This window comes from Halorientalis litorea, assembly GCF_023028225.1.
GTDB classification, from domain to species: Archaea; Halobacteriota; Halobacteria; order Halobacteriales; family Haloarculaceae; genus Halorientalis; species Halorientalis litorea.
In genome coordinates, this window is the sequence record NZ_CP095484.1 from 63,834 (window position 1) to 81,394 (window position 17,561).

Below are 17,561 nucleotides of genomic sequence, written 5' to 3' on the forward strand. Positions count from 1 at the left end.
GGTACGATATACCAAAGAAAAACATAACTATGTTACTTATCTTGCTCTTTGAGGATTCTATATCGACTAATACGGTTTAATAGTAGATTCTACTCTAATCGAATACATACTTTAATAAGATGATCGGCCATCGTGTCGGGTATACATGAGCGCGGAAGGAACTCTCGATACCACAATCGACGACGTGCTGACGCTCAGTCCAGAGCTCACCGAGGGGGATAGCCTCATCAAGGGCCAGATCCGCCTCTACGATGTCGACAGCGAGGCCGATACGCTGGAATCCGACGCAGAGCGATTCTTCAACCGGACGCTGCTGACCGGTGGGCTAGAGGACTCCCTGAAGCGACTCCGAGACACTCGTCGGGGCGAGGACAACAACCGCCTCCACGAGATGTACGGTCCGTACGGGACCGGGAAGTCCCACCAGATGGTCGCGCTGTACCACTGCTTCAACTCGCCCGACGTGGTGGGCGACTGGGCTGATGGCCGTATCGAAGGGCTTGGAGAAGCGCTCCCTGACGACGCGCTCCCGGTCGTAGTCTCTCTCCAGAAGGAGCAGTACGAGTACCTCTGGGAGCCACTGTTCGAACAGCTGGATTACGAACCGGATGAGGAAGAGTACGACGAGGAGGGTGGCTACCCGAGCATCGACGTCATCCAGGACGCGGTCGGCGATCGTACCGTCGCATTCTTCATGGACGAACTCGAGGACTGGTTCGGCTCGCTCAGCGGTCGCCGGAAAGACGCGAACCGCGGGTTCCTGCAAGCGCTCTTCGAGACGACGTCCCGTCCCAACACGGAACTGTTCGCATTCGTCTCCGTGCTTCGTGAGGGGTCTGACGTCCACGATATCCTGTCTCGCGAGCCCGAGCGTGTGCAGGTTAACATGTCCAACCAGGTCGACATTCGGGACGTTCTCCGTCACCGTCTCGTCGACTCTATCCACGACCGCTCGGCGATGCGCACGCTCGTCGACCAGTACATCGAAGCCTACGCGGACACTGATTACGTCAACCTTCCGGATGGCCTCCGCGAGGAGATGTACGACACCTACCCGTTCCACCCGATCCTCATCGATTCGCTGAAAACCCGCTACTTCGCGGAGACTGAGTCGGGGGCGACTCGGGGGATGCTGTATCTCTTCGCGAAGGTACTCGTTGATCAGCACCAAGATACTGACCTTCTCACGCACGGCGAGGTCGACGCTGTCGAGTACAACGACGAACTCACCCGCATCAACGTTGAACACTCCCGCCCCGACCGGTGTTACGACGACATCCGGGAACGCCTCGCTGACGCCGATATCACCTACGGCCGACCCATCCTCAGCACTGTTCTCATCTACTCGCTCACGCCGGGGCTCGCTGAGGGCGCGACCACTTCCGACATCGTTATCGGAACCTACCACGCCGGCGACCGCATCAACGACATCATCGTCGACCTCGAACGTCTCCAAGGCGAAGTCTACCACCTCTGGCGCTCCGACGACCGCTACGTCATCCGTGAGGATGAGAACCCGCGCTCGCTCGTAAAGAACGCCGCTCGAGACGTCGACGATGAAGACGCGATCGAGCTCGTTGGTGACACCGTCGAAACACTATTCGGTTCAGGTGCACACGCGGTCGGCTTCAACGTCGACAGCGAACTCGAGAACGTCCCCGATAGCCAGAACATCAAAACCGTCGTGAAAAACGGTCCCTGGGATGCTGACAGCGTTGGTGAGATCATCAAGAATCAGCCTGCCGGTCGGCAGTGGCGGAACACGCTCGTGTTCGTTCAGCCCAAGAACGGCAAGACCATCTCGCCCACCTCGCAGCAGGAGAAGTTCCTCGGAAAGGCAAAAGAAGTCATCGGGGCAGAGATCCGCAAGGCGGACGAGAACCTTGCAGAGGAGATTCGCGAGGAGATCGCAAAGCTCCACGATGAGTACGAAGACGATCTCCTCGAACGCTTGGAGAGCGCCTACGGGGAGATCATCGACGGCGACGACCTTCTCAACGAGTTCGACTACGCGGCCGAGATGTCGCTGGAGAACTTCGTCGCCACCGAACCCGTCCTGAACGCCAGCAACATCGCCGCAGCAGCGGAGGCGGATCCCTTCGACCTCCAGCGTCACGTCTGGGACATCGTCCGCGATCGCCTCGATAACCGCTCCGAGACGACCATCGACGACATCTACGAGCAGTTCCTGATGGACCCGACGTATCCCATTCCGGGGAGCGCGCAGGCGGTCGTCAACGCCGTCGAGGACGGGCTCGGGGACAAGCCGATCCTCGCCCACGATGGTAGTGGGTTCAAGGACGAACTCCGCGGGCTGAATCAGGACACGGTGCTCGTTCTGGAGAGCGACGTCGAGAAGTGGTCGACTGAGGAGGTCGAATCCGAACTTCGGGGGCGCTTCGGCGCCGGAACGAAGGAAGTCGACCTGGGATCGTTCGAACTCGATCTTCGCCAGCGAACCGACGTGTGGATTCACGACCAAGACCCGGAAGACGCCGTCAAGATGGCTGCTGGGCGGCTGGCAAACGAAGACCACTACGTCCTTGTCAGCGGCAGTGAAATCCTCGACAAAGTTCGCTCTGACGCGACGCTCCGAGACGTCTCGGATGCTGAGACGCTCGGTGCAAACGAGATTCGTGACCGTATCGAGGAGACGGTTGATGCCGCCGGCGAAGCCGACACCAGTCAGGTTCTTACGACCATCCGAAATGACGCTGAGGTCTACCTCCCGCAAGACGATACCGAGTCCGCATTCCGAAGCGCAGTAAGTGCGCTTCTGGCGGATGGATACAAACTCAAAACCGGGGGTGACTACGTCAGTACCCTCGGTGATCGTGACCCCACGTCCGTCGTCCTCGCGCCGATGGTTCCCGAGGACATCGGCGAACGGATTCTGAACTATATCGGCGACCTCGATGAGGAAGCCACCTTCCAGGTGCAGTCGATTCAGAGTGAATGCGCTGCGGGACAGCCCGAGGCGGCGGTCAAGCACTTCCTGCTCGCAAACCTCGGAAAGGAGGACCCGCACTACGTTGTCGGCGCGACTGGCTCAGAGGATCCGGCAGACTGGTTCCCCGGCGCTGGGTTCCGCATCCCGCCGGAAGAGGGCTGGACCTTCGAATACCAGGGTGACAGCCCGGCGGAGATGCGCCAGGAGTGGAACGAATCACACGAATCTGGCTCCGTCTCCTACGGATCGCTGTCGTTCAACACCGATGGCGAGGGCGCAGTGCCGGGCGGTCTCCAAGGGGTTGCTGAGTTCCAGCAGGCACATACGGATCTGCAACTCGAACTCGGGCAATCTCACGAGATCGTCGCCGACATTCTGGAGAATATCCCTGAGTCTGCCACGAGCATTGACATCACCATCCAGTTCGAATGACGCGCAGCTTCAAATACGAAGACGGAACCACCAGCTATCATGTCTGACCCGGACGCAAACTCGCGGGATACGCTCCCTATCGAGCGGGGGTTCCCCATCGAGCAGGTGAACGACCTCGCTGACCGCGAGGGCCGCGCTAAGATGTACTACCGACCGCTGTCCACGATGCACAAGTGGTGGGCTAGACGGCTCGGGAGCGTGTTCAGGGCGATCTCGTTGTACTCGTTAGTCGACGATCCTAGCGCTGTCGAAATCCATAGTGCAGACCAGGAAAATCTGAACCTTTCCGATTTCGGCGACGGCGATACAAAAGACACCACCACCGAGGATCTCGCTCAACTCATCGAGTCGGTCAGTCTCACTGAACCAGACGCGCTCTGGGAGCTGTACCCGAAAGACGTTCGCGTCGACGGGAAGACCGTCCTTGACCCGTTCATGGGTGGTGGAACGAGCCTCATGGAGGCCATCCGATTCGGGGCAGCCGTAACCGGTGTCGATCTGAATCCTGTCGCGTGGTTTATTTCAAAAAAGAGTCTGGAGGCTCACGAGGTCGATGCCGACGAGCTGCAACAGGCCTTCGACGATGTCCGAGCGACCGTCGCAGACGAACTCCAGTCTCACTATGAGACTACCTGTCCTCACGACGAGGACCACGTTGCTGACGTCGTGTATGCGCTCTGGGTACGGAAGCTAGACTGCACTTCCTGTGGCGAGACGATTCCACTGTTCAAAGATTACCGCGTCGCGAACGGTCGCTACGAGGACGACGACAAATACAACGTCTACTGCCCGAACTGTGAGTCCGTCTTTCTAACTGACGACTACCAAACAGAGTCCGTTTGTACGGAATGTGGCTACGAGTACATCCCGGCGAACGGTCCAGTCTCTCGAGGCGGTAACTATGGATGCCCGTCGTGCGGTCTGCAGTATCCAATCGTCGATGCGATCGCCGACGGACAGTCATACGCAGAGGACCTCTACGCGATCGAATACTACTGTACGGAGTGTGAGGACGAAGGCAAGGATCGAGCGACGTTCAAGGGCTTCACCGCGGCAACTGAGAAAGATCGTACTCAGTTCGACCGCGCTAGCGAGGCGTGGCACTCTGCAGAGGAGTTAGATGCGTATATCCCTCAGAGTGAAATTCCTGAAGGTGCGATCACGGCAGCGTCCGGCATCAATGGAAACGATGTCTTCCGCCACGGCTACGAGACGTGGTCGGACATGTTCAACGATCGCCAGCTCTACTGTCTTTCGACGCTGCTCTCGGCCATCGATGACGTCGAAGACCAGACCGTCAAGGAGTATCTCCTCCTCGCTTTCAGCGACTCTCTGATGTTCCAGAATAACTTCGCCCTCTACAATATCTCCGGGACCAAAATAGAGGGAATCTTCAGACAGAACTCCTACCAACCTCAAGTCGAATATGCGGAAAACAACGTCTGGGGAACGAGAGCTGGGCGAGGCACGTTCAAGAATACGTGGGAGAAAATCGTCAACGCCGTTGAGTTCGCCCATCAGCCCACGGAGCGGTACCTCGAAGATGGAGAACTCAAACAGACGGATTCGTTTGAGAACCCGGTTGGGGGCGAATATACACTCCACCAAGGCGATGTCCGGGACGTTGAGCTTGAATCGGAGTATGACGCCATCATCACTGATCCCCCGTACTACGACAACGTCGTCTATTCGGAGGTCTCAGACTTCTTCTACGTCTGGCAACGGCTGCTTCTCTCGGATGAATACGCCTGCTTTACCCCCGAAACGACGCCTCGCGAAGAGAGCATCGTCTCGAACCCGGCTATCGACAAGGACGGAGCTACCTTCGAGAGGGAGCTCAAGCAATCGTTCTCTCGGATGCGGGACGTACTGAAGGACGACGGCGTACTCACGTTCACGTATCGGCACAGTGGAATCGAGTCCTGGGGGGCGCTCCTCGAGTCTCTGTGCGACGAAGGATTTGACGTGACTGCGACGTATCCGATCTCGGCCAATCTCAGCGAGTTCGTAATGGGCGACGAACTCTCCTTCAGCGTGATCGTGGTCGCACGACCGATGACGGATCGCGACCCGATCAGCTGGGCTGCGCTTCGACGACAGATGTACAGGACCGCCCAGCGAACGGAGGAGGAGATTCAGGAGGGACAAACCATCTCCGAAGGCGATATCAGCGTCGTCAAACTCGGACGGTGTTTCCGAGAATATTCCAAACACCACGGCAAGGTCCATCGTGAGGGGTCCGTTATGTCCGCGACTGACGTTGTCGCCGGGATGTACGACATCATCGCTGGTGATGATGGTGTCTCCCCCGACGAAATCTACCTGAGCCTCCTGTCGATGGGAGAGCCCACGTTTAATGATGTGAACCGTTTGTGTCGGGGAACTGGAGTCAGCCCAAAGGACCTCCAGGAACGGGCGTTTTTCGACACCACAGATGGCTTCACGTTATTGCGGTGGCACGATGAGCAGCGGATGGCTTACCTCCAAGCGAAAGCCCCTGACGAACTCTCTGCTCTCGAGCGGGTACAGCTCCTCCGATACGCTGCTGATGAGGAGACCAAACCTAGGGAAGAGAGCCGCGAATTGGAGGTCACAGGAGAAATGATGGACGTAGCATCCGAACTTGCGGACATCACTGGGGACGAGACGTTCCGTCAGATCCTCAGAGACTAACGTATTTCACACTCCTGTGAGACGTTCGTGATGACATGAGTGATATCGACGCAGTGGCGGGCATGTACAACATCATCGTGAGCAGTGAACGAGAGTCCGCCGAGTATCGAGTTCCCATCGAAGAGTTCGTGACGAAGCTCGAGAATCGAGATCTCCCCGACGAAATCTGCGTAGCAGGTCTTGAAGAAGTCCTTACCGAAGATGAGGACCTCCGCGATCAGCTGGTTTCTGCGATGCGGCAAGAGATGGATTATCTCAACAGCCAGCGCCCGTTACCAGCGATTCAGTTCGTCGTCGACGGTGATATCCAAGGTGCTGGTGACTCGTTCGACGTCGAAATCGATGATGAATTCCACTCCTTGGAGCCAATTTTTGGTCGGCAAATCAAGAAACGGGATTCCGGATGGCTCGTTGCGCCGTTTCGCGTGTAGCACCCGTCACCGGTTCACATCAGGGGGAATGGCCCTTCCGTGCTTACTGAGGTACCCTCCTGGTCCGATCTGAGGAAGTGCAGGGTCACAGTCCCGTGGTCTTCGTTCCCGTCAGGATCGTATATCGGGATACACGTCGTCTCGTGTTGCGGGTATTTTGGATGGTCTTCCTCATCGCTCTTTGTGCACGCCTCTTTGATTCGGGACTTCGTCCACTGGCCCTGATTTTCTAGTTCCGGTTTGTTTGGTCCGTAGGACGCGAATGCAATCGCCGCGATGACCCGGTCAGCGAACGTAGCGGGATTGCTGATGCTGAATGGACCGTTCGTATCGTGAACCTCCGAGAGGGCCTCCTCTGAGACGCCACTGAGGCTGAGGTGTGCATCGGAAGTCGCCTCGAAAACATGGAGTTCAGGATACGTAATCGCGAGCGTTTCCAGGATGTACTTTCGGATGACCTCCTCGTAGTCCTCGCAAGTGAAGTCGCCGTCCGGTGAGACGACCTCTATTTCTGCCCCAGTGTGTTGTACGGGAAGTCGAACATTGCGATACTGCGGGCAGAGGAAAGCCATCCGGTCAGTCTCCGTGAGATAGGCGTACGCGAACATCCTCGACCGGGATGCAGACTCGTTAGCTGGATTCTTGCCCGCTTGATAGTACTTGGAGTCAAGCACCGCGAGCGTTTGGTCTCCGTCTGTGAGGAGATGGTCGGGTTGGTGGCGAGCTTCAGAGTTCCCAGCGAAGGGATAAATCGGCGGCTCAGGCTTGCATTTGACCTCCGATAGCTGATCCAGGTAGTCAATCTGGCGTAGGGAGTCCACTTTCCGGTTAAGGACCCGATTGGAGTAATCCTGGAACAGTTTATTCATGCTCAGCGCATAGTCGACGAGGAGTTCCTCCGGGCCACCCCCAGCCTGTCCGAGCAGCGTCGACGAAAGAATCGATTGACTAGTGTGGAACGCTCGACGGTAGTAATGACGTTGTCGGGGGAGATCCTGGAGGGAGAGGCGACGATATCCCCCGATTTCCTTCTGGCTACTCTGGATGCCCAGCTCCTCCATTCGTTCAACCTCCTGATGAACCATGGAGAGGAGCACATCCTGACGGGGGTGCTGATGGCCGTTCTGATCCTGCTGGAGCAGCCTGAGGAGCAGCTTTCCAGCCATATGGATTGCCGAATTCACAGGGTTAGCGTACTCGACCTGTGTTTCAATCCAGGTCGGAGCCAGGTTCCCCGTTGCGTGATTCATCAGCGTCTGCTCGACGTCGATTGAACCTAGTCCTTCGAACCCGTCCCGGCGACGAATATTGAGATCCCGAATGAATCCCTTGCGGCGGATCGTTCGGACACCATGAACGTAGTTGATCGCCAGGATGGCGATAATGCGAGCGGATTCAACGCCGCTTGACACCAGCTCGTCGAGCGGTACTCCGTAATGAGACTGCGTCCTGTCGATGTCGTAGACCGTAAGGAGCATCTGAATGACGTGCTCCCAGTCGACCTTGGGTTCGACCTGGACGCTCATCCCCGGGACGAGCCTCACAATGCCGACGACGTCTGAGGGCTCAACGTGGAGTGTGTCATCCACGAGGCGTACTGAAAGGACTTGTAACGCATCCGACTCGGAATTTCGCCCGGATCGAGTTCGTAGTCGGGGGCGCTTCTTGACAAATTTGCTCCCCTCGCGAACGAAGTTCGCCGCCCGAAGTTCGTTATTGATCGTATCCGGATCGCAGTCCTCGATGATGAGCTTTCGATTCTCCTGGACGGAGCAGAGGGATGTACCGTAGTCGTAGCGGACAGCGTTACTCATAGGCGCTGACGCCCATTTCGCGTTCCTCAGCCTCCGCCTGCTGGTTCGCGAGGTCCATAGCGGGGCTAAGGTCGAACGCTTCGAACTGATTGTCGAGCGTCTCGTAGTGACTCGCGAGGCGATTGATCTGGGGCAGTGCCGCCGTGTTCAGGATGCGAGGCGCAATGTACGTGGCGAAGGCCTGCCCGACTGCGACATCTTCCTCACCTCTGTACTGACCGCCGTCTCCACAGGCGTGCTTGAGGAACTGGGTGACGTCCTCGTAGTGCATCGGCCCGAACTCCATAATTCCGTCCTCACCGCTGGTAGTTGTGCCCTCGTTGATCCCCTGGTGGTGGCTCTCGAAGAGTTCCTGAAGCTTGTCGCGGTCGATATCCACATCGGAGCCGAGTTCTCCGATCCAGCGGTCGAACAGCGAGGCCCGCTCCTCGTCACCGTAGCGACTGAGTTCTATCATCGCGAAGCGACGAGTGATCGCATTGTCGAGTTCGTTCACTGTCCGGTCCGACATATTCATCGTACAGATGATCTTGACGTTGTCGTTGAGCGTGAGCGGATCCCCGTCGTCATTGCGGAAGATAACCTGATCTTCGTCCTCGATAGCGGTGTACAGTGGCCCGAATACCTGGGAGATGTCTGCCCGGGTGATTTCGTCGATAATGACGCCCCAATTGTCCTGATACTCGTTTGCTTTCTGGATGCCCTGTGAGACGCAGCCTGCTCGGCGATGATACTCAATCTCGCCGTCTTTCGTCTCCGGCTGAATACTACCGGTGATGTCCGCAGGTGTCCATGTCGGTGTCGCGGTGTGGATCGAGTAGTCGATGCACGCCTCCAGTGCGAGCTGCTTTGCGAAATAGGTCTTTCCGGTGCCGGTCGGACCGTAGAGAACGATTGGCTTCCCGACTTCGATAGCGGTGAGGGCGTTTTTCTTGACTGTGTCCGGGACGAGTGTCTCGCCCAGATTGTAATTCCGTTGGGCGACGGTCTGTTTGACCTCGAACGGGGTGACATTTGAGGTCAGAAGCGCCTGTCGGACTTCATCGCGGTTTCCAGAGACGCGTCTGTCGATTTCCGCGTCTTCGACGAGATATCGTAATGCGTCTGGGCTAGAGGTGCGGTTTATAAAGTCAGTCGCAGACGCGCTCGAATTTACGATGAACCCTCTGAATTCCTCTGCCTCCTCGCGGTCGTAGTCCTCGAATTTCGGCGTCCCGCTACTCATTAATTGGGAAATATCGGGGGGCTACCATAAAACAACGTGTATAGATGGAAGAACGTGAGCTAGGGGGATACAAAGAAACATACCTATGTAGATTAATTGTGGAATTGAGACAGATCCCATGGCATTCGACTCGGAGTCATTCTCTTCTGGGCACACCCTCATTCAGCGGCTTGAGGAATACAATCCGTGGTGGGAGCGCGGTCAAGAGGCGAGTCTGACTGGCGACTATTCATCGCTTCAGGACATCTTCTACCAAATATACGACGAGCTGCATCAGCACCAACGGCGGTTGATTCCCATAACCGGCCCTGACGGGGCTGGAAAAACCGCCCTCCTCGAGCAACTGGCCTCTGCGCATATTGACCCGGATTTCGTAGAGAAGTTCGTTCGAGATGTAGACAGGCGTGAGCAGGCTCAAGAGCACCTCGTATCTCCATCAGACGTGCTGTACATCCCCCTTCGAGACGATCCAGTCTTCCAACTTCAGCCGGAAGCCCAGCTCCGGGCAGCCGTGGATCACTTCGAGACGCACGTCCTGCGGCACCCCCGGTCGTCCTCGCATTACATCCTGTTAGATGATCTCCATACTGTTGAGCGGCCAAACAAACGCGGGAATCAAGATGTCGGTCGCTGGGAGCGACTCCTTACGGACTTAATCAGCGATCACGATGACCGCCGGATCGTGTTCACGGCACTTTCGAGAGGGTCCGTACGGGAACGATTCGAGGAGGCCGATGTTGCAGAAGTGAATGAAGGAACCCGCGGAGAGACACGTGAGCTGTATCCCATGGGCTTCGCCGATTTCCTCAAGATGCGATACCGGGATATCGAACTCGCACCAGCGGCCGAGCGGTTCGATGAGAACGCGGTTCGAAAGGCGTTACTGGAGGCTGTCGATGCGGGAGACGCTGACCGATTCGTAGCCGAGATCGAAGCCCAGAACGGCGACGCAATTGCTGACCCGTCGACGGTCCGCCGGGAGATCGCGAATTACTGTACGAGCGGGGGGATGCTGACACTCAGAATCGCCGGTGACGGCATCTCGATTGACGAGGAGCGATTTGTCGACGTGCTCCGTGGACGGGACGATGTCGACCTCGAAGCCCACCAACGGGAGCTACTCGATGACTTCAGAGATGATCTACTCCATGCGGCGACGAACCTCGGCGGGGTAAAGGACGCGCTCGGCTTGGAGCGGTTTTGTGGCCTCGCTGCTCACGAGCACCCGACCGGTGACGTGCGCTTCGACGATCTGACCGAGGTACTCGATGTCGACCGTCGAACCCTCCGCGATAAGTATCTCAGCGCCCTCTCACGACTCCATCTGCTTTCGGCAGCACAGGAATATGACAATCAACGTCCACGGAGGCTCCGATTTTACCTGCGGGATCCGGGGATCACGAACGCATTTCGTCGGAATGATCTCAATGATGTTCTTCGACGTGAGCCCGGCCTAGACGAGGCCCTGGCGAAGGCGGTCGCGTTCGATCACACGATTCGGTTGTCCAGCACCCTCAACCATCCCCACGATCCGAAGCGTGGAGTAGTCAAGTTCTGGGTGGGATCAAAGGGTGCAGTCGACTTCGTGCCCAAAATTCGCGGTAGTCCCGTACCGATACTGTGGTCTCACAACCGTGCTCTGGACGAACTCCAGATGAGTCGAGATACGCCTGATTTCGATGCATTACAGGAGTTCCTCGAAAACGATGCCTACGAGAGTGAACGCGACCGAGTCGATGAGCAGATGTACAGTCCTGTGACGGACACCTTCACCAAGCAGAGGCGAGCATATGTGCAGCAAGACGAGTACGAGGGTGAGCTCAGTGATGACGGGAAGGCTGCCTTCGACGCCGAACCAGCATTCGGGATTGTGCTTACAAATGCGCGGTCAGCGCTGGATGAAGGGATCACCGTCAATACTGACGGCTCGAAGCCGATCATCCAGGTTCCACTTTGGACGTACCTTCGGCTATCGTAGCGAGGATTAGCAAAACGCGAAGTAGAATACGTCGCTGATGAGGTTCCAACACTTCGGAATGCGTGCGTTCGAGTAGCTTTATGTGGCTCTCTTGTTTTCGGGTACATATCTACGATGTCTCAGGAACAGCAAGGGCCAGACTCGAGTGAGCGGACGGAACTTCCTATTGAGCGCGGATTTCCTATCGAGCGGGTGAACGAGATCGCATCTAAGGAAACGACAGGAGGTGCACGAGAGTACTATCGCCCCATCTATTGTATGCATAAGTGGTGGGCCCGCCGGGCAGGGTCAGTTTTCCGCGCTATCTGTCTGTATACGTTGTTAGATGAAGAGACGGAGTTCGATGTTCTGGATCCCGGTGCGAACGGAAACCTCGATATGTTCACCGAAAGCGACGACATACGGGAGTCCATCCGAGAAATCGATCTTTCGAATCCTGAGGCCATCTGGGACCTCTACTCGAAGGACGTTCGAGTGAGTGATAAGAAGGTTCTGGACCCGTTCATGGGTGGAGGGACATCACTCGGGGAGGCCTCTCGATTTGGAGCCGAATCCACTGGCTACGACATCAATCCTGTCGCGTGGTTCATCACTAAAAAGGAGATGGAAGCCCATGAGACTGATCCTGAAGAACTGGAGAGTGCCTTTCAGGAAATCAAAAAGTCTGTGGAGGACGAAATAAAACAGTACTACAAAACGTCATGTCCGAACGGAGACCACGAGACGGACGTTATGTATTATCTTTGGGTGAAAGAGATTGATTGCGTCTCGTGTAGCGAGACAGTTTCACTTTTCGAGGATTATCGAGTAGGCAAGGGTCGCTACGAGAACAAAGGAAAGTACAACGTCTACTGTCCGGAGTGTGAATCGATCACTCTTGTTGATGACTGGCAAAGTGAATGTGCATGTGACAACTGTAGTCACGAATTCGTTCCTAAGGAAGGAAACGTGACTCGGGGTGGGAACTACACCTGTCCGCATTGTGGCCAAAAGTACGGTATTACTGATGCCATCCAAGAGCAGGATGGTTACGATCAGAGGCTGTATGCCTTGGAATATTATTGTTCAACCTGTGATGAGAATGGATTATCGAGAGGCGAATTCAAAGCGTATAAAAAAGTAGATCCAAGTGATATCCAACTTTTCGAAGAAGCTAGGAAAGAATGGAACACACGCACCGACCTTCATGAATACGTGCCGAGTCAGAGGATCCCAGAAGGAGCAACGACCGTTGTAACTAGTGATGTGAATTACGACGGTCACGATCTATCTCAGCACGCTATCAATGATTGGACTGATATGTATAATGAACGTCAACTATTATCTCTCAGCAAACTATTGAAAGAAATAGATGGTATTGACGATCAGAATATCAAAGAATACCTTATATTAGCTGTAACTGGCTGTCTTAATCGAAATAATATGATGATTGGTTATAATTATGCCCATAATGGTGCTCAAGCTATATTCAAAACAAATTCGTTCGATCCACCGCAGAGGCCAGCAGAGAATAATGTTTGGGGTCTGAAACACGGGGCCGGCCCATTTTATAGGAAATTTGAATTGATAAAGAAAGGTGTCAAATATGCACACGCACCAACAGATCGGTATGTCGAAGATAGCGAGACTATTGAGACACCAGAGTTCGATAAACCGATTGGAGAGGATACGACCGTGATTTGTGACGACTTGCGAAACATCGATGAAAAGGACGAGTATGATGCGGTAATTACTGATCCACCGTACTACGACAACGTCCTATACTCGGAACTATCAGACTTCTTCTACGTGTGGCAGAAGATACTGCTGGAAGACGAATACGACTGCTTCGATCCGGATATGACCCCAAGATCCGAGATCGTTGCCAATCCTGCTCAGGACAAAGGCGCTGAGGAGTTCGAAACAGAGCTGCGGGAAGCGTTCGATATCGTTCATTCGGCGCTAAAGGAAGACGGAGTTCTAACGTTCACGTATCACCACAGCGACTCTGAGTCGTGGGGGGAACTCCTCGAAGCGCTCTGTGATTCCGGATTCGTGGTCACTGCAACGTATCCCGTCACAGCTGATCTCCAAAAACTCACGAAAGGGGCAGCGGTTTCTTTCGATATTGTCGTTGTAGCACGACCTGCAACAGAACGAGAACCAATTAGTTGGAACTCGCTCAGGCGGAATATTGCGCGTACTGCCAAAATCACACGGGAACAACTCGAAACGGAGCGAGATCTCTCTGAAGGCGATATCGGTGTCGTTGAAATGGGCGAATGCTTTTCAGAATATTCGAAACACCACGGCCAAGTTCGGAAGGACAGAAAGATTATGGATGCAAAAGAAGTAGTCGATGAGATCTACGGTATAATTCAGGGTGAAAACGATCTCGGTGAAATCGATGTCTTCCTTGATCTACTTAGTGAACGAAAGCCGACGTACAACGATCTGAACAAACTCTGTCGTGGAACCAATTCGACTCCGGATGGTCTCAAAGATATGCACTTATTCTCTCTTGATGGGAACGAACTGGTTCTAGGTACTTGGAATAACGAGAAACGCCAAGCATACGTCCAGAATAAAATTGAGGAAGGTAATGGTGATGTTACGAATCTTGATAAGGCACACTTCCTCCGGTACCGCTTCGAGCAGGGTAAATCCACCAGCCAGTACCTCGAACGTTGGGACACCGATGAGCTCCAGAAGCTCTGTAAGGGACTTGCCGAAGTCACGGGTGATGAGACGTATCTGAAGATGGTAGGCGTCGATACCTCCCTTACAGACTTCGAAGAGTGATCGCTTAGTCAAACTCTCTGTCTAACCCAGAATCAAACTGACATCAATCCACACAACCTATTTGACGACATACCTGTTTCGTAGAATCATGGAAGAGCAGGACCTCGTCGACATCGAGGTCACGCACGATGACCCGGATAATCTTGTAGCCTCCTATTCCTCAGGAATTGCAGATTTTTCCTTCCACCGGCAGACCGTCGTCGCAAATCGTCTTCTTGCGGGACAGCCCGACACAGAACTCCGTTCGCTTTCTCGCGTCGACGAGGAGGAAGTCAAACTCCTCGAACATCAGGTCGACGCTGCTCACAGGGCCCTGTTCGAGATGGATGGGAAGGCACTCCTCGCTGACGAGGTCGGCCTCGGAAAGACGATCGAGGTCGGTATGATCCTGAAGGAGATGCACTATCGCGAGACCGACGACTCGGTGCTGATCCTCACCCCGGCCCAGCTGGCCAAACAGTGGCAAGGAGAACTCCTCGAGAAGTTCGGACTTGAGTTTGTCTGCAACTATGACGATGAGTTCCAGGGATTCGATGCCCACAACTACATCATCGCGAGCATCGACACCGCCAAGAGCGACCGACACCGCGCGACCGTGCTCGCTCGCGACTGGGACGTCCTCGTCATGGACGAAGCCCACTACGTGAAAAACGAGGAGACCGATCGCTACGACCTCATCGACAAGCTCACCTACGACTACGCGTTCTTCCTCACGGCGACGCCCATTCAGAACGAACTGACCGACCTCTACAATATCGTCTCCTTGCTGCGGCCCGGCCTGTTCGGTAGTCGAGACACGTTCCACCACTACTTCGTCGACAATGGCCAGGAGACGCTCGTGAATCGGGACGAGCTACAGCGACGGTTGGGACAGGTAATGATCCGGAATCGCCGTGAGGAAACGGACATCGACTTCACGGACCGTATCATCGACACGCGGACCTTCGAACCGAGCGCAGCGGAGAAAGAACTCTACGAAGCGGTAACGGAGTACGTGCGAAGCGCGTACAGCCAGGACAGCGGCCAGAAGCTGGTGCTGATGCTGCTCCAGAAGGAGGTAGTCAGCAGCCCAGCAGCGCTGGAACAAACGATCCTCAAACAGCTCGAGGAGCAGAACGAGCTAACGCACCGAGACGAACTCGAAACGATCCTCGACAAGATCGACGCGATTGACACGGTCACAAAACAGGAGCGACTGTTCGATATCGTCGAGGAAGTCCGTGAGACCGTCGATATGGGTCGCGTTATCGTATTCACTCAGTTCCGGGCAACCCAGCGCCAGGTCCTGCAAGCGTTGGACGATCGGGGATATACCACTCACGCGTTCCATGGCGGCCACTCAAGCCAAGAAAAGGAGGACATCGTGGATCGGTTCCGAGAGGAAGGTGGTGTCCTCGTGTCTACGGACGCGATGAACGAGGGGCGCAACCTTCAATTCTGCAATATCATGGTGAACTACGATCTGCCGTGGAATCCGATGAAGGTCGAGCAGCGAATCGGGCGGATTCACCGGATCGGCCAGAAGCGCAAGGTCTACGTCTTCAACATGGGCCTGAAAGGCACTATCGAGGAATACGTGCTGGAACGTCTCTACCACAAGATCGATCTCTTCCAGCAGACGGTTGGAGAACTGAGCACGATTCTTACCCGGCTCGAGGACTCCGGGAAGAGCTTCGAAGACGAGATTTTCGAACGGCTCACTAATGCCGACTCTGAGGTTGAACTCGAGAACGACTTCGACTCGATGGCGATCGATCTTGAGGAGCAACAGAACCTCTCACAGAAGGTAGAAGAATTCAACAGCGGCGTCTTCGAGAGTTTCGATCTGGGGGCGGGCGATGACTGATGTGACTCACGCGGTGACGCAGTCCGCGCTGGAAGCATTCACTCGGGAGTATCTAAACGATCTCGGTGCAGCAATCCGTGAGAACGGAAGCCGGTGGGAGGTACGATTACCCAGCCACGTGGATGTCGATTTTAGCGACCGTCACGAGTTCGAGATTGCCCTGGATGGTGAAAGTCGAGACGAGATAGAGGACTCTGTTTACGTACTCACGCCGGAGAGCGAATTCACACAACAACTGCTCGATGAGGCGGCAGCGATGGCGACTGTCGGGCAACTCGCCCTGACGGACTCGATGACTGACGGTGACTATCGGGATCCGCCATGGATTGTAGAAAGTGATGTAGAAGTCGAAGATGCAGCATTCAGTCCGTACTATGACCGGACAGCCATCTGCGTGTTCGTACGCATTGACGTCGAGACCGTCAGCGAGTACCAGACCCAGTTCTTGGAAGCGGTGACGATCGACGTTGAGTCGAAGGACCAGCTCCCCGGTGTAACAGAGATACTTGTCGAGGAGTTTTTCAGCCCAAAATCCGGCTGGCGTGACGACGCAACTGTAGGGAGTGACCAGAGCGACGTGACCGATGCTCCCGAGAAGATAGCAGACGCAATCGTTGCCGGACAGGAAGCTGCTGTTAGAGGGGTCCAGGAGGAGATCGACCAGATTCGTCAATCAGCATCTCGTGCTGCTGATTCAGAGTTTGAAGAGTACCGGCAGCTTCAGGAGCAGCGAATTAACGACCACCGAACCGAGATAGATTCTCTCTCGAACCGTCTCCAAAAGTTATCGTCGGATGTCGACGGTGCAGACTCACAGCAACAACGTGTAGAGGCACTTGAGAAACGCCAAGAGCTCAAAGCCGAAAAAGAAGAGCTGGAAGACGAGTTGGAGGAGCTTCTTCAGGAGAAGGAACAGGGGTACGCTCAGAAGCGACAGGAGATCTATCGCCGTCACTCATTAGAGGTGAACACCAAGCCCACTGCGTTCACGCTTGTGACGTATGAGCGCGGAGAAATCGAATTCACTGTGGCCGACAACGGTCGAACCGCCGTGATGCGCGCTCCGTATGCTATCGGTGCGGGTGTAACCGACGAAGTCCACTGTGAGAACTGCAACACGCAACTCTCAGCGGGGAATCCGATTAGTTTGGTTGCTGGAAGGCTTGGGTGTCAAAGCTGTCAATGACGTTGGTGAGACGTGTGTTCGCCCGGTAACCGCTACAGTCTCTCCGATCTGCAGACGGGATTCCAGTATCACCGGAGCACAGGCGTAGAGATCAAAGACCGGTAGGGATGATCGCGAGAGATTGAGTCGATTAACCAACAGTGAAGGGGATTCGAGACAATGTTGGTTAACAGGCTCGGAGATAGATCGAACTTCCGGCGTGGATTACGTCTGGAGATGATCTTGCCGTAATAGTCGTTGCGAGT

The 17,561-nt window shown here is 55.2% G+C and carries 9 protein-coding genes; 7 read left to right on the forward strand and 2 right to left on the reverse strand.

Going from position 1 to position 17,561, the window contains the following annotated elements; genetic code table 11:
* Positions 1-145: 145 nt before the first annotated feature.
* From MUG95_RS16045 to MUG95_RS16055, 3 genes are read left to right on the forward strand one after another with little or no spacing between them, the layout of a single operon-like run.
* Positions 146-3,382 (forward strand): DUF499 family protein, encoded by a 3,237-nt coding sequence (locus tag MUG95_RS16045; RefSeq protein WP_247010670.1) that lies wholly within the window; start codon positions 146-148, stop codon positions 3,380-3,382.
* 39 nt (positions 3,383-3,421) lie between these two features.
* Complete coding sequence (locus MUG95_RS16050) at positions 3,422-6,055, forward strand: DUF1156 domain-containing protein (protein ID WP_247010671.1); 2,634 nt, start codon at positions 3,422-3,424, stop codon at positions 6,053-6,055.
* Between the two features lie 35 nt (positions 6,056-6,090).
* A complete protein-coding gene (locus tag MUG95_RS16055) occupies positions 6,091-6,486 on the forward strand; it encodes a DUF8076 family protein (RefSeq protein WP_247010672.1) in 396 nt (131 codons plus the stop codon).
* Between the two features lie 14 nt (positions 6,487-6,500).
* On the opposite strand, the gene MUG95_RS16060 is transcribed toward MUG95_RS16055, so the two are convergent.
* Positions 6,501-8,300, reverse strand: a complete 1,800-nt coding sequence (locus MUG95_RS16060; protein WP_247010673.1) for a hypothetical protein — start codon at positions 8,298-8,300, stop codon at positions 6,501-6,503.
* A complete protein-coding gene (locus tag MUG95_RS16065; protein WP_247010674.1) occupies positions 8,293-9,525 on the reverse strand; it encodes an AAA family ATPase in 1,233 nt (410 codons plus the stop codon). Before MUG95_RS16065 ends, MUG95_RS16060 begins: the two co-directional genes overlap by 8 nt.
* Positions 9,526-9,643: 118 nt before the next feature.
* On the opposite strand from MUG95_RS16065, the gene MUG95_RS16070 reads away from it, so the two are divergent.
* The 4 genes from MUG95_RS16070 to MUG95_RS16085 all read left to right on the forward strand — a co-directional run bounded on the left by MUG95_RS16070 (position 9,644) and on the right by MUG95_RS16085 (position 17,316).
* Positions 9,644-11,503: an ATP-binding protein gene (locus MUG95_RS16070; protein WP_247010675.1), complete on the forward strand. Its 1,860-nt coding sequence runs from the start codon at positions 9,644-9,646 to the stop codon at positions 11,501-11,503.
* Positions 11,504-11,617: 114 nt separating this feature from the next.
* A complete protein-coding gene (locus MUG95_RS16075; RefSeq protein ID WP_247010676.1) occupies positions 11,618-14,284 on the forward strand; it encodes a DUF1156 domain-containing protein in 2,667 nt (888 codons plus the stop codon).
* Positions 14,285-14,372: 88 nt separating this feature from the next.
* Positions 14,373-16,130, forward strand: a complete 1,758-nt coding sequence (locus MUG95_RS16080; protein ID WP_247010677.1) for a DEAD/DEAH box helicase — start codon at positions 14,373-14,375, stop codon at positions 16,128-16,130.
* Positions 16,123-17,316 carry a hypothetical protein gene (locus MUG95_RS16085; protein WP_247010678.1) on the forward strand — a complete coding sequence of 398 codons (1,194 nt, stop codon included), beginning with the start codon at positions 16,123-16,125 and terminating at the stop codon, positions 17,314-17,316. Before MUG95_RS16080 ends, MUG95_RS16085 begins: the two co-directional genes overlap by 8 nt.
* Positions 17,317-17,561 lie beyond the last annotated feature (245 nt).

What these genes read in the sequence shown, in the direction of transcription:
- MUG95_RS16045 (WP_247010670.1), top strand. Translation starts at nt 146, where the DNA reads ATGAGCGCGGAAGGAACTCTCGATACCACAATCGACGACGTGCTGACG.
- MUG95_RS16050 (WP_247010671.1), top strand. Translation starts at nt 3,422, where the DNA reads ATGTCTGACCCGGACGCAAACTCGCGGGATACGCTCCCTATCGAGCGG.
- MUG95_RS16055 (WP_247010672.1), top strand. Translation starts at nt 6,091, where the DNA reads ATGAGTGATATCGACGCAGTGGCGGGCATGTACAACATCATCGTGAGC.
- MUG95_RS16060 (WP_247010673.1), bottom strand. Translation starts at nt 8,300, where the DNA reads ATGAGTAACGCTGTCCGCTACGACTACGGTACATCCCTCTGCTCCGTC.
- MUG95_RS16065 (WP_247010674.1), bottom strand. Translation starts at nt 9,525, where the DNA reads ATGAGTAGCGGGACGCCGAAATTCGAGGACTACGACCGCGAGGAGGCA.
- MUG95_RS16070 (WP_247010675.1), top strand. Translation starts at nt 9,644, where the DNA reads ATGGCATTCGACTCGGAGTCATTCTCTTCTGGGCACACCCTCATTCAG.
- MUG95_RS16075 (WP_247010676.1), top strand. Translation starts at nt 11,618, where the DNA reads ATGTCTCAGGAACAGCAAGGGCCAGACTCGAGTGAGCGGACGGAACTT.
- MUG95_RS16080 (WP_247010677.1), top strand. Translation starts at nt 14,373, where the DNA reads ATGGAAGAGCAGGACCTCGTCGACATCGAGGTCACGCACGATGACCCG.
- MUG95_RS16085 (WP_247010678.1), top strand. Translation starts at nt 16,123, where the DNA reads ATGACTGATGTGACTCACGCGGTGACGCAGTCCGCGCTGGAAGCATTC.